The sequence below is a fragment of the Streptomyces sp. DSM 42067 genome (genome assembly GCF_055792885.1).
Window position 1 is genome coordinate 5,558,167 of the sequence record NZ_CM147706.1, and the last position, 12,210, is coordinate 5,570,376.

Consider the following 12,210-nt stretch of genomic DNA (forward strand, 5'->3'; position numbering starts at 1 on the left):
GCGGCGAACTACCACGCTCCGCAGTAGTTACCCAGCAAGCCCAAGATGAGCTGCCATGCTGCGCATCTCTTCCGTCAGCGTCCGCTTACGGGTCTTGAGAATGTCCCCCATCACGCGTCGTGCCATGGGCTGATGCGTCAGCCACACATCGGCCGTCTCACGAAGGTTGACCAACTCATCCATGGCGTCCTGGTGAGACCCGAGCAAGACGTGAGCGCGGGCAACGTCCAGCCGGTGACGGCCCCAGTTGTTCGTACTCAACCGCCCGAAGTTCTTCACGGCTTTGGGGCTCAGGGGTCCTTCATCGGCTCGACGGAGAACACCACGCGCATCACCCACAAGGGCAAGGTCCTCAACGGCCTTCGCCTCAGCGGTCACGGGGCCAAACGCGCTCCAGTGTGAGGGGAAGTCCGTGTGTTCCCGCTCAAGAGCGCCCCCAGCGGTAGCCGCCATTCGACGGGCGTGCTTTGCCACATCCGGCCGGTTATTCCGCCGTGCCGCAGCAGCAACCCTGAGCCACAACTCACCCCAGACGGCAAGCTGTGCGGGAGTCGCAGAAGACATGCGGGGTTCGATCTCCGCTGCCGTCTGCGCTGCAAGCTGTTCGCTCTCATCGAATCGGTCCTGCCGCAGCAGAAGCCAGCCCAGTCCCACAACTCCCGTGGCTGCCAACTGAGTTTGGCCAGTCTCGCGGGCAAGCCGGATTGCCTCAGCGAGTGCGAAGTAAGCCATGTCGTACTGCCGTACCTGAGTGAGGTACTTACCCGTGAGCATCAGGGCGTGAGCGCGGGCAATCATGGCGTGTTGCTGCTCTTCGCCTTCAAGGGTGGCTACGGCGGCTTCAGAGGCCCGCAGCAAGCCGGGCAGCTTCCGCGCTACGGATGTGTACCGGTCCGCCTGGTAGAGCGCGTGGCCGTCCTGTACGCCCTGCCGGATGGCGGAGACCTCCCCGGCTTCACCAGGCTCTGACAGGGGCACTGAGAGCCCGATAGGGGGCATGAGGGCACGCCTCAGCTCTGCCAGATGACGCCGGTTGGCCTCATCCTCCGTGCCGAGTACGGACTTCGGTGCCTCGCTGGCGAACAGAGCGGAAGTCGACACCCCCAGCGCACGGGCAAGGGCAGCAAGGGTGTCCATGCTGACGTGCCCGCCTTGCTCCGCCTTGCGGACAGTGCTGAGTGACAGGTCCGCCGCTTCGGCCAACCCCTCTTGGCTCAGTCCGGCCGTGCGCCGGTACTTCTTGACGTTGTCGGCCAACCCTGTGGACATCGTCATCACCTCACGTCAAGGGTATGCCCCCGCGCTAGCTGCACAACGCGACTTCGTCAAGCCGGTGACTATCCTCTGACGGACCGTCAGGAAATACAGAAGTCCCGTACCGGCCACCAGGAAGGCAGCGGGTACGGGGCTCAAGATCACAGGTGCTACCGGCTAAAGCCGAATGACACACTCCGGAAGCTACCGGCTAAAGGCGGAGTGACACCCTCCGGTTACGTGGCCATGGACAGGTACCGGCGTCCGGTCCTCTCCGCTGCGCCGTATTGGTCAGCCACTATGCGGCCGGTCACGGGGCGGCCATGTCGGAAAGCCAGCACGGACACAGTCGAGCGGCCCTACTGGCTGAGCACCAGACACCTCCGAACGCAAAGCGCCCTCCAAGATGTGCCGTCGCGTGCATGATGGCGCTCATGCTGACAAGCCTTCTGCCGGGGTTCCGACACCTTCGAACGCCGTTTGCCCTTGGCGTGCTATGCGCCTTCCAGATATGGATCTTGCTGGGCGGTTACGTACCGAGCCGATCGGAAGCGCACGGTTTCATCGAGCGCATTTACGCTCTGGGGGACGTTACTGGTCGGGCGGCTGTCACTGCTGCGATTTCGTTCGTGCTGTACCTGGTGGGCGACATTGTCCGCCTGTCGTCGCTACAGATGATGAGTATTTTGTCGCGACTACGGCTTGAGAGCATAGCCCCTCATCGGTTTTCCACCCTGTCCGCCCAATCAAGGGGCGAGCTGCACGAATTCGCTACGAGTGCTTTTGCAAAAAGGGGAGGTGCGCCTACCGACGATGATGTATTCAATTTGCGGGACAAAATCACGACGGAGTTTACGGAAATCAGAATGCGTCTCATCGCAAACCATTTGGACGTGTACTTGGAGCATGACCGATTCGATGCTGAAGCCGATTTTCGCATGAACGTAGGCTTTTATTCGGTCCTGCTGTGGCCCATTCTTTCTTGGTATTGGACCCCGTGGGCGATTCTCGGAGTATTCGCCTCAATGGTTCTTCTTCTTAATGGCTTGAGGGCTCGCAGGGATGCTAATGAAATACTGGTACAGGCGATCGTGTCCCGAATCGTGGAATCACGAATGTACGCAGAAGAAGCAGACCGAGATTTTGCTCCCTCCGCAGGGAGCGTAACCATCACACGTAGACCAAGCACACGCTGATGACGTTCGCGCAAACGCATCCAGTTGCGGCGCTAGCTTTTCCCCTCCCTGCCGCGCTTCTGTCAGGCCCGGAGGGGGTCACTCCCCGGGGGTGGAGTCAGAACGGCGGCTCTTCGGCCTCAGCGTCGCGCTTCTCTGTCCAGTGCTGCCATTCACGCTGAGCCTGTGACTGCCTCCGCCTCTCAGCGACAACACCACCAGCCTGGTTACGGCCAGTCTCACGGTTATGGCAGCGCACACAAAGGGCTCTCAGGTGCTCATGTGCATTCGGGTCAGCAACACCACGCTTAACCAGTTCCTTGCGGCTCACCGGAAAGTGATCAGCAACCTTGGAGGGCTGACCACACAACACGCACCATGCATTCATGTACAGGAATGACTCACGCTTGCGTGGCCAATCCTTGCCGTATGCGCTGGTCCCCTTCTCAGCGCGTCGGGCAGTCAGCATGTGCACATGATCAGGGCAAGCCCGCTCCTTACCGCTGATGGAGTTAGGGCAGTTGGGTACCACAGGGCAGGGACGCCGGGGGCGGTATGGCATGCGAGGGGGTCCAGTCAATGAGGCATGGGCACCTACGAAATTTCGGAGGTGGGGGTGTCGGTAATGGCGCGGAATAGCTCCGCATCGCTGAGCCCATGGATTGCCACCACAGCGTCTATCCCCTGCTGTACGTCGTCCAGTGGGTCTAGCTCGTCTTCGGCAGCACACAGCATGTTCCGAATGCTTTGCACTAGGTGCGCTGCCTTCTCGGGATCAGCGCTCCCACCCGCGAGCATGGCTCTCAATTCGTCGGAATAGGTGAGCGCATATCTCAGAGATTGGGCCAGCGACTCAGCGTGTGAGGGCGCGCAGTCATCAGCGAGCATGGGTGAACTCCTTCACGCCAGCACACACGCCAGCGAAGAGGTGGTCAGGGAAAAGCACAGGTCACGAAACCTGGGGGTTTTTGCCGGCTCGGGGTGTCTGGTTGCACCTGTGACAGGTGTGAGCAGGCAGGAAAAGGGCCGTGCCGCTGGTGGGTGGATTCCAGCAACACGGCCCTACTCGCTACGTTTAGAGCGTTGCCGCCTGAGCGTCCTTAGCATCCTTGGCAATGGCGCTAATCGCGGACACCAGTAGCTCAACCGCGTCAGCCGGATAGGTGATGGTCATACCGCCGGGGTTACCGCTGTTGTACTCCGCCTGCGCCCGGCGTCCAGTGAGCCCGGACAGCTTCGCGTGTGCAGTGACGGCAGCCACCAGCTTTCCCAGCGCGCCAGTATCGTTAGTAAGTTCCGTACGCAGGTCAGCCAGTGCATTCCCATACGCGGTTTCCTGCGCCGCGTACAAGGCTGGATAGGCGGCAAGGAACTCGGCATCCGTCATTGGTGTTACTCCTCATTTGTTGTTCGTTTCCATGCCCGGTAGCAATCCAGGCACATTGACCGGCGGTAGCCGGGATAGTCAGGCCGAATACCACGGGCGACTAGCTGAGCGCGCGTCAGCGGGTAGAAGACAGACACATCAGCGGCGGTTTCAGGCGCGTTAGCCGTCCGGGGGCACAGTTCGCAGTACGGGCTTTCACCCCTCATGGGATTACCGGCGGATCGATCGGGTTTCCGTCAGCGTCGCGCGGAGTCTGGTCAATGACGTATCGCTGACCATCCCGCACGATCGTGATCCTGCCCCGTGGCATTCGCGTTCCCTGGTAATCCGCCGGGCATCGATCAGACCAGGCAGGCGAACCACCCGGCAGGCGGGGAAACCAGGGATACGAACCATCCGGCCCGGGATCTAGTGCGTCATGCGCCATGGCTACCCCTCGCCATTGATGAACCGCTCACGCTTCGCCTCAAGGGCATCTGCGAATTCACGGTGCCGACGCGCGGCCTCACTCTCAACAATCTTCGTGATGTACCCGACGATGTCTAGTCCGTACTCTCTGGATTCCGGCACGGTGCTCTGCGCGGTAGAAATTCCCAGCACGGCTTCCGCGTTCTGAGCATGAGATAGAACAGTCTGGCGCTTCTCACGGCCAGCAGCGAACCGAATCAAGCCCTCAAGGAATCCCATGGTGCTGGGGTCATAGTCGGCGGACCTACCGCCCTCAGACTCCACAGCTTCGCGGGCAATCTCAGTCCAGCGAGAATGAAAGTCCCGGTCGTACTCAAGGGCACGTTCAGCGCGCTGTGCGGCAATCTCAGCCTGTCGTGCAGCCTCAGCGGCCTCAGCATCAGCGAGAGCGGCAGCGGCCTTCTCGGCGGCAGCACGGGCCTTCTCGACAGCGTTCTCAGTCATAGGTGTTGTCCCTTCGGGAGATCAATTGGCGTCTAGCTGAGTGGAAGCCTTGCGAGCGTTCACGGTGTACCCCATCGACATTCGCTGTTCTGGGCTGATAACCACGCCCTTCGCCTCAGCGCTCCGCAGATGGGCAGCCACGGCATCAGCCTCTTCACTGGCCCCCGCTGCGATCGATTCGACGTGCTGACGGTTGCGCTCCGGGCTTCCCTTATCCGTCGAAGTGGTGTCAGTGGTGCCCATGTACCAGGGGGTCTCATGCATTGGTCGTTTCCTCTTTCTGTTTGACCACTTCCGAAATTTCGGAGGTGGCTAGTTGCGATACCAGACCCGGTCATGAAACGCCGGATTCTTGGGGCGAAGCCCTATGTAGCGCTTGCCGTATCGCCGGTCAGTGCGCTTATAGCCTGTGGCGCGTAGCAGACGGTCAAAGGTGCCTAGCGGAATGAAGCTGGGGCCGCTGACTTCCTTGCACGCGTCGAAAAGGAGCTGTGTGCTTGCGTCAGCGTTCGAGCACTCTTCAAGAGCTTCACCGACAACGCGCACGAACTTTTCAACGTACGCCCGGTCAGCCTCAGTCAGATTCGACATGGTCACCCCCCAGAGCAAGAATGCGGAGCACGGCCAGCGCAGCGAACAGCTCCGCGCGTGAATGCTCGTCTCTGGGAACGATCGCGTGGCCTTCCAGAATGTGAATTGCCTGCCTGGTGTCTATCGGTTCCATTGGTTCCCTCCGGGCATGAAAAAGCCCCCGGCTAGCGCTGTCTCTCACTGTGTAGGCGGCAATTCCCGCAGTGAAGAGAACCGGCGCTAGCCGGGGGCTGGTCTATGTGGTGGTGCCCGGGGAAAGGATGCCGCCTACCCGAACAGTGGAGCGCGCTTAACGCTGCCCTCTACCCTTTATCTAGTGTGTCGAAAGTCGCAGAATGCGAAAATCCGTAGGGTTCGAGCCGGCTCGGGGTATTCGTTATTCGACCGTTACGCTTTCTTGGCTGCCCGATAAAACGCGGTCTTACAGCGCGAAGAACAGAACCGGCGTGGTCGGCCAGCACCTTCCCAACCCGTGTTTTCCCCGCAGTGTTCGCAAGCCTTTTCCCAGCGCTCTTCGTCCAGCGCAAGCCTGACTGCCGTTTTCTGCCGTTCCCGCTCAGTCTGCATTTCCCGGCATGTGGCGCTGGTCTGCTCAGGCATGGCACAGACCCGCTGTTTGCCCCTCAGCGGCCGGAACGGGGCTCCGCACAGCTCACAGGTCATGTCGGCAGTCTTCGGCGCTCTGGTGGCCCTGTACGCGTTCATGCGGCAGCGGGCAGAGCAGTACAGCCGGTCAGAGCGGGCATCTTCGGGGAGGTCGGCGCCACAGCCCATGCAGTCGTACCGTCGCTCAGTCATGGGGTGTTCCTTATCTCGAATGCAGGGTTACGGGTCTCCCATTTGTTGCTAGGTATATGGGAGTTGTTTAGAGGAGTGAGAACATTACATATTGGATTAGGAACAACTAACAGAGAGTAGTTGGCTGCCGAACCCTTCGCGCTGTCTAGCCCTGTCGGCTGGCCCTATGCGCTGCCTTCCTGCAACGGTCAGAGCAGAAGCGCCGATGACGCCCTATCCCGCTGTACTCAATGGCGCTGTCACAGGCAGGCGCTTCACAGCGGGGACCAGCCGCCTGAGCCTCAGCAAGTCGGAGCGCTGCCGCAATGGCCTGGTGTACGGCCGTGGCCTTATCGCTGTCAGGCTTCGTCATGGCGCCCCATGCGAGCGATTCGGCGTCACGTAGTGCAGTCATAAGGTCGGTGGTCATGTGTACTTCCTAGAGACGTAATGAGACGGAACCCCTATCCGGCGAGACGGAACGGGGACGGAATGAATGAGGGGTGCGACGAAACGAGACGAAATGAGGCCAAGGAAAAGCCGCCCGGTCACGAAAACCGGACGGCTTAACCCTCAGACCAGCGCGAGACCTTTACGGCTTTGCGCTTCTCGCTCCATATAGACGGACAGAAGGCCGATGCGCTGAGCCTGTAGCTCCGCGCTGTTGCCAAGGTTGTCCCGGAAGGCGCGCACTAGGCGGCCCCTGTGGGATTCCTCTTCGGCCCAAGACATGATCTGTGCCCAGAATTTGTCAGCGCTCATGTGGTCTCTCCTCCGCGTTGCGCTCTCACCCTGGGTCTAGGGGGTCGAATGCCTAGCCCTTTCCTGACGGCCCGTCAGGCGTCCTACCGGCTAAAACGGAACCGAGCACTCCGGTATTGGCTGTACGTCGCTCTGCGCGCACGAGGAACCCCCGCCGGGCACAGGGGCCAGACGGGGGCTGGTGGTGCTAGGCGGCCAACGCGTCCGGCCAACCCATGAGCGCCTGTTGCAGCGCCTCAAGACGCCCTATGCGTTCCCGCGTCCGTACGCTGCCGTCCCCGGCCCTCACAGCGCCGTACAGGGCTTCCAGCTTCCGCGTTATCTGCCGCCACTCCAACTCGCGTTCCCATGCCGCCTCCTTGGCATCGTGGTCCGCCTGCCACTGTGCGCGCTCTGCGCTTGTCATATCCTTGTGCTCCCTTTCGAGGGGGGCACAGGCCCTGTCTCATCCGCCAAGATCCGGCAGGGCCTGTGCCATTGATCGTTATGCGTGCTTACGCGGCTTGGGTCAGTTCCTCAGCCTGAACCGGGTTTGCCCATTCGATAGTCACGCGCTCATCTCCCTTGAATCGCACGCCCTGTTTCGGTGCCCGGGTAACCGTGATCTGTTCAACGGCCAAACCGAACAGGTCTCGCCTCAGCGCGTCGTCGGCGTCTTCCCACGCTTCCGGGGCGTCGCCATTGAGCAAGAACGAAATGTCAATTGGTCCGCCGGACAGTTCCGCTACCCGCTCTTCCGCTGCCGTTAGCCGCTCTTCGGCTTCCTTCTTTGCTGGCAACCGGTACTTGGCTGAACGGCCGGAGTAGAACCCTGCCCGGTCGTCTGCATGGAACTTGTCTAGGGCTGCCTCAGCGGCTTTCAGTGTCGCCATGGCGTCCTGTAGCTCCGTCGACTCCTCCGGCTTCGTAAGAGCCTCCCAGCGCTGCGCAACGGCGTGTATCAGTGGGTCGTCAATCTCGGCAGCATGCATGCGGGCAAGCCAGCGAGTGACCGCGTAGCTTTCCAAGGATTCACGCCACACTGACGCCGGGTTCTCACATGCTCCGCCGGAAGCCCGAAGCTGACAGTTGTACGACTTCCCGTCAGCCACCATCGAGTTTCCGCATGATGCGCAGCGAAGTCGACCAGCCAGCAATGCCTTTGCGCGTCCCGGGCGGGGAGTGCTGTCAATGATCTGATGCCCGCTAAGGACACGGCGCGCTTTGGCGGCAAGGTCAGCGGGAATCATGTGCGGCAGCACTTCGTCAGTCACGCACCGGACACGTTCCCCAGCATCGTTGAGGTAGTGAACCGGTGCCTTATGCGACTTCCCGCCGGGGGACACCGTGAGCCACCCCTCAAAGACAGGATGAATGACGATTGCCCGGATGGAGTCCGCGCGCCACGTCTTGCCCGTCGCTGACTTGACGCCTTCGGTGTTGAACTTCCTTGCCAGCGCGCGTGAGGACGTACCTTCGGCAATCTCCTTGAAGATGCGGCAGACCACATCCCACGGGGAATAGTCCTTGCCCTTGATAAGGGTTGTTTTCGGGGACAGCTTCCGTGCCTTGTCGGCAACCAGCCCGAATGGTGCGCGCGCAAGCCAACCCCCCTCGTTCCGCTGCCGGTTCTTCGTGCTCCGGACGTTGTACGAGAGTCGCTGTGAGTACTCCCGTGCGTCTTCCGCTCGCTGAATGATCCAGCGCCGGTCACGTTCGTTAGACGAGTCAAGTTGCTCGTAGTCGAAGATGACGCGCGCCGTTCCGAGAATAGGCCCGATGGCCTCAATGCCCTTACGGCTGAACCTATCCAGCGCATAGCACCACAGCGCGGGCACTTCCCCGTCAAGAACGGCTTTCATGGCAGCGTCGTACTTCGGGCGCTCAACGTCGCTGTATGCGCTCAGGTTCTCGCGCCATACCTTGCGGACCGTGTAGCCGTTCTCGTCTGCCCAGCGTCGCCCCCGCTCTTCCTGTGCCCGGAGTGAGAGCGCGTTCTCACCTTCTCGAACGATCTTCGACTTCCTGACCAACAGGTCAACTTCTGGCCTGTCGGTCTTGCTCTGCGTTCCGGGCATCGTGCCCCCATGTGCCGAAGTGGATTCCTCGGGCACGTGTGAGCGAGTGGAATGCCTGCCTGCGCTGACTGCCATGGCCGGTCACCCTTCTGACCAGCGGAAACGTCCCGCTAACCGGAAGGTCCCAGGGTGTTGGACCTACACCGATCGGCGCGCTCCAGGGACTCGACCCGGACCGCGTCGTCTACCTCGGCACCGCCAGCAAGTCACTCGCCCCCGGGCTGCGCCTGGGCTGGATGGTCCTGCCGCCCGCGCTGGCAGCCGGGGTCGCGGAGGCGAAGGGCGTCACCGACTGGTCGTGCGGCACCCTGGACCAGCTGACACTCGCGGAGTTCATCGACTCCGGGGCGTACGACCGGCATGTGCGCTCGATGCGGCTGCGGTACCGGCGCCGCCGCGACCAGCTCGTGGCCGCGCTGGCGGAGCGGGCGCCCGGCGTGAGCGCGACCGGTATCGCGGCCGGGCTGCACGCCGTCATCGAACTCCCGCCAGGCACCGAGGAGTCGGTGGTCCGCGCAGCCGCCTGGCACGGGCTGGCCCTCTTCGGCCTGAGCCGCTTCCGCCACGAGGGCGCGGTCACCGAGCCCCGGGACGCGCTGGTGGTGGGGTACGGAAGGCCGCCGGACCATGCGTGGTCCGGGGCACTGGACGCCCTGTGCAGGGCGCTGCCCTAGGAGAGATGGCCCGAGGGGTGTCGGTGGGGCCGTGGGAGTGGCCTCGGTGGCCTGGAGCAACTCGCCGACGGCCGGGGCGGGGTGTCGGCGGGGCCCTGGAAGCCGCCTCTGCGGCCCGGTGCACCTCGCCGAACGGCCGGGAACGGGATGCCCGCGGCCCTGGGGAGCGGCCTCCGGCGCCCGGTGCACCTCACCGACGGCAGGGGCGCCGACGTCTCGGGTGCTCAATCCGAGCCGGTCGCCCGGTCGTTCACCGGGCCTTCCGGATCTCTTCCCTCATCGGTACCGACGCGTCCGCTGAAGGTGGCTGGAATTGCCCTGCCTGCCGACCAGCGTGACCAGTGAGGCTTGCTGGCCGTTCGGTCTCGGTCGTCGGACCCCTGGGGGATGCCATGCACAGCGAGAGCGGTACACGTTCCGGCAGAGCCGTGACGGCGGCCCGCCGTCATGCGCGTACGCGTGTCGCGCTGGGCGCCGCGGCCGTCCTGGCGGCCGTCAATCCGTTGACGCTCTCCGGGGTCGCGGGGGCCACCGCTCCCGCCGGTACCACCGCATCGGCAGCCGCACCGACCGCGTACCCGGCCCAGGACACCGTCCCGGCGACCGAGCACTGGACGGCACAGACCGTCGCCCCGGGCGTGCAGGTGCGGACCGGCGTCATCGAGCGCGCGGGCGTCACCCCGGCCTGGACGGTCACCGTCCAGGCCCCCGCCGTCAACCGGCTCACCGGCGCCGCGACCTGGTCGGACGTGGGAAGCGAGGCCTGGGCGGACAGCGCCGCACAGCAGCTGCGCGACGCGGGTTTCCAGCCAGACGTTCACCGCGTGGTGTGGCCGGACTACGCGGACACCCCGGACGGCACGATGGGATGGCGGGTGCGGGTCGGCTCGTACGCCCTGCAGGCCGAGGCGCAGAGCGCGAGCCAGAAGGTCAACGCGGCGGGCTTCCGCTCGGTGGCGGCGTGGAGCGGCTACGACGCCGACCAGCCGGCCGACCGCGAGAGCGTCCATGTGGCGGTGATCGACCCCGGCACCTTCGACGGCACGGTAGAGAGCACCCACAACGGCAATGTCGCGCAACGCGAGAAGACCTCGTCGGTCGCCGCGCAGCTCGGCTCCCTGGTCGCCGTCAACGGCGGCTTCTTCATCACCTCCGACGCCGACGGCGTACAGGGCGCCCCGACCGGAACCGCGGCTTACGACGGGGCGCTGGAGGCGATGGCCTCCGGCTCCCGTGCGGCGCTGATCCTGGAGGACGGCGGCCGGCACGTCCGTATCGCCGATGTGAGCACCAAGGTGACCGCGCGCGCCGGGTCGTCCACGTACGCGGTGGAGGGCATCAACCGGGTGCCGGGCAAGGTGCGCAACTGCGGCCGTCCTGGTGCCACACCCACCGAACAGCCCCGCCAGGACCTCACCTGCCAGAAGACCGACGACCTGGTGCGGTTCACCTCGGAGTTCCAGGGAAGCCTGCCCACCGGCCCCGGCACCCAGGTCGTGCTGGACGCCACCGGCCGGGTGATCTCCTCCGGTGCCCGCGGCGGTACGGTCCCGGCCGGCGGCTCGGTGCTCCAGGGCATCGGTCCGGCAGCCGACTGGCTGGCGGACCAGGCCCGGCAGGGCGAGCGGATCTCCGTGAAGGAGGTCGTCCGCGACACCGAGGGCCGACGGATCGAACTCGGTCCCGACGACAGCATCGTGAGCGCCGCCCCGACCCTGGTGAAGGACGGCCGCATCGACATCGACGCCGCCGGCGAGGGCACCCTCGATCCGCAGGACCTCTCCTTCGGCTACGCCTGGTCGAACGTACGGCAGCCGCGCACCATGGCCGGAATCGACAAGCAAGGACGGCTGCTCCTGGTCACGGTCGACGGGCGGCAGCCGGGCGTCAGCGAGGGGTTCACCCTGGCCGAGGCCGCGTCCTTCATGCGCTCCCTCGGCGCCGTCGACGCCCTGAACCTCGATGGCGGCGGCTCCACCGCCATGGCCGTCGGCGGCACGCTCGTCAACACCACGTCGGACGCGACCGGCGAGCGCCCGGTGGGCGACACCGTCCAGGTGCTGCCTGCCGACCACGACTGACCGCGTGCGCCGCCCGTGCCCCCGGGGCCCGGTTGCGCGACCGGGCGGGCACACCCGTACGCTGACCACCGGTCGGCAGCGGCCAGTTGACCGACCGGTCGACGAAACCGACAGGAACGCTACGGGGGAGCACAGATGGCAGACATACGACGTCAATTGAGGTCCGGCACGGTCGTACTCGGGGGTGTGGGACTGCTCGCGGCGGCACTCACCGCCTGCTCCTCCGACCCGGACAAGCGGTGCGTGGACCGCGACAGCTACGAGGCCGCCAAGGGCTACCAGGTCGTCGCCGACAAGAACTGCAAGACCGGCAGCGGCGGCGCCGGAAGCCGCAAGAGCCGGAAGAGCGGCAAGGTGTCCGGCGACGGCGACTGGTACTACGGCGGCAAGGAGAAGAACGGCTGGGTCGACGGCGGCTCCTTCACCAAGAAGTCGAGCAGCGCCGGCAGTTCCGGCGGAACGAGCGGCGGCGTGGACCGCGGCGGCTTCGGCAGCGGCGACGGCGGAAGCTCGGGCGGCTGAGCGGCCGGACACCTGGAA

At 64.2% G+C, this 12,210-nt stretch carries 12 protein-coding genes and 1 pseudogene; 4 read left to right on the forward strand and 9 right to left on the reverse strand.

What is annotated here, in order from left to right:
- Positions 1–27: 27 nt before the first annotated feature.
- Complete coding sequence (locus tag ACSMXV_RS25525; protein ID WP_473179065.1) at positions 28–1,269, reverse strand: helix-turn-helix domain-containing protein; 1,242 nt, start codon at positions 1,267–1,269, stop codon at positions 28–30.
- A gap of 407 nt (positions 1,270–1,676) precedes the next feature.
- Here ACSMXV_RS25525 and ACSMXV_RS25530 point away from each other — a divergent pair, with 407 nt between their 5' ends.
- Positions 1,677–2,450 (forward strand): hypothetical protein, encoded by a 774-nt coding sequence (locus tag ACSMXV_RS25530; RefSeq protein ID WP_473173565.1) that lies wholly within the window; start codon positions 1,677–1,679, stop codon positions 2,448–2,450.
- Between the two features lie 573 nt (positions 2,451–3,023).
- On the opposite strand, the gene ACSMXV_RS25535 is transcribed toward ACSMXV_RS25530, so the two are convergent.
- The 8 genes from ACSMXV_RS25535 to ACSMXV_RS25570 form a co-directional block, all read right to left on the reverse strand.
- A complete protein-coding gene (locus ACSMXV_RS25535) occupies positions 3,024–3,317 on the reverse strand; it encodes a hypothetical protein (protein ID WP_473173566.1) in 294 nt (97 codons plus the stop codon).
- Between the two features lie 187 nt (positions 3,318–3,504).
- Complete coding sequence (locus ACSMXV_RS25540) at positions 3,505–3,816, reverse strand: hypothetical protein (protein ID WP_473173567.1); 312 nt, start codon at positions 3,814–3,816, stop codon at positions 3,505–3,507.
- A gap of 429 nt (positions 3,817–4,245) precedes the next feature.
- Positions 4,246–4,728, reverse strand: coding sequence for a hypothetical protein (locus tag ACSMXV_RS25545; RefSeq protein WP_473173568.1), 483 nt, complete (start codon positions 4,726–4,728; stop codon positions 4,246–4,248).
- A gap of 21 nt (positions 4,729–4,749) precedes the next feature.
- Entirely contained in the window at positions 4,750–4,992 is a 243-nt protein-coding gene (locus ACSMXV_RS25550) for a hypothetical protein (RefSeq protein WP_473173569.1), read from the reverse strand.
- A gap of 48 nt (positions 4,993–5,040) precedes the next feature.
- Positions 5,041–5,319: a hypothetical protein gene (locus tag ACSMXV_RS25555; RefSeq protein ID WP_473173570.1), complete on the reverse strand. Its 279-nt coding sequence runs from the start codon at positions 5,317–5,319 to the stop codon at positions 5,041–5,043.
- A 1,350-nt stretch (positions 5,320–6,669) separates the two neighbouring features.
- Positions 6,670–6,858 (reverse strand): hypothetical protein, encoded by a 189-nt coding sequence (locus ACSMXV_RS25560; protein ID WP_119989729.1) that lies wholly within the window; start codon positions 6,856–6,858, stop codon positions 6,670–6,672.
- A 187-nt stretch (positions 6,859–7,045) separates the two neighbouring features.
- A complete protein-coding gene (locus ACSMXV_RS25565) occupies positions 7,046–7,264 on the reverse strand; it encodes a hypothetical protein (RefSeq protein ID WP_473173571.1) in 219 nt (72 codons plus the stop codon).
- A gap of 88 nt (positions 7,265–7,352) precedes the next feature.
- Positions 7,353–8,915, reverse strand: coding sequence for a recombinase family protein (locus tag ACSMXV_RS25570; RefSeq protein ID WP_473173572.1), 1,563 nt, complete (start codon positions 8,913–8,915; stop codon positions 7,353–7,355).
- Positions 8,916–9,058: 143 nt separating this feature from the next.
- Here ACSMXV_RS25570 and ACSMXV_RS25575 point away from each other — a divergent pair.
- The 3 genes and pseudogenes from ACSMXV_RS25575 to ACSMXV_RS25585 all read left to right on the forward strand — a co-directional run.
- A pseudogene (locus ACSMXV_RS25575) lies at positions 9,059–9,589 on the forward strand (aminotransferase class I/II-fold pyridoxal phosphate-dependent enzyme); the annotation flags it as partial.
- A gap of 392 nt (positions 9,590–9,981) precedes the next feature.
- On the forward strand, positions 9,982–11,670 hold the full coding sequence (locus ACSMXV_RS25580; RefSeq protein ID WP_473173573.1) for a phosphodiester glycosidase family protein: 1,689 nt from the start codon (positions 9,982–9,984) through the stop codon (positions 11,668–11,670).
- A gap of 135 nt (positions 11,671–11,805) precedes the next feature.
- Positions 11,806–12,192, forward strand: coding sequence for a hypothetical protein (locus tag ACSMXV_RS25585; RefSeq protein WP_473173574.1), 387 nt, complete (start codon positions 11,806–11,808; stop codon positions 12,190–12,192).
- The last annotated feature ends 18 nt before the right edge of the window (positions 12,193–12,210 follow it).

Bases quoted from the DNA above. Each gene is read 5' to 3' on its own strand.
- ACSMXV_RS25525 (WP_473179065.1), bottom strand. From the start codon at position 1,269: ATGTCCACAGGGTTGGCCGACAACGTCAAGAAGTACCGGCGCACGGCC.
- ACSMXV_RS25530 (WP_473173565.1), top strand. From the start codon at position 1,677: ATGATGGCGCTCATGCTGACAAGCCTTCTGCCGGGGTTCCGACACCTT.
- ACSMXV_RS25535 (WP_473173566.1), bottom strand. From the start codon at position 3,317: ATGCTCGCTGATGACTGCGCGCCCTCACACGCTGAGTCGCTGGCCCAA.
- ACSMXV_RS25540 (WP_473173567.1), bottom strand. From the start codon at position 3,816: ATGACGGATGCCGAGTTCCTTGCCGCCTATCCAGCCTTGTACGCGGCG.
- ACSMXV_RS25545 (WP_473173568.1), bottom strand. From the start codon at position 4,728: ATGACTGAGAACGCTGTCGAGAAGGCCCGTGCTGCCGCCGAGAAGGCC.
- ACSMXV_RS25550 (WP_473173569.1), bottom strand. From the start codon at position 4,992: ATGCATGAGACCCCCTGGTACATGGGCACCACTGACACCACTTCGACG.
- ACSMXV_RS25555 (WP_473173570.1), bottom strand. From the start codon at position 5,319: ATGTCGAATCTGACTGAGGCTGACCGGGCGTACGTTGAAAAGTTCGTG.
- ACSMXV_RS25560 (WP_119989729.1), bottom strand. From the start codon at position 6,858: ATGAGCGCTGACAAATTCTGGGCACAGATCATGTCTTGGGCCGAAGAG.
- ACSMXV_RS25565 (WP_473173571.1), bottom strand. From the start codon at position 7,264: ATGACAAGCGCAGAGCGCGCACAGTGGCAGGCGGACCACGATGCCAAG.
- ACSMXV_RS25570 (WP_473173572.1), bottom strand. From the start codon at position 8,915: ATGCCCGGAACGCAGAGCAAGACCGACAGGCCAGAAGTTGACCTGTTG.
- ACSMXV_RS25580 (WP_473173573.1), top strand. From the start codon at position 9,982: ATGCACAGCGAGAGCGGTACACGTTCCGGCAGAGCCGTGACGGCGGCC.
- ACSMXV_RS25585 (WP_473173574.1), top strand. From the start codon at position 11,806: ATGGCAGACATACGACGTCAATTGAGGTCCGGCACGGTCGTACTCGGG.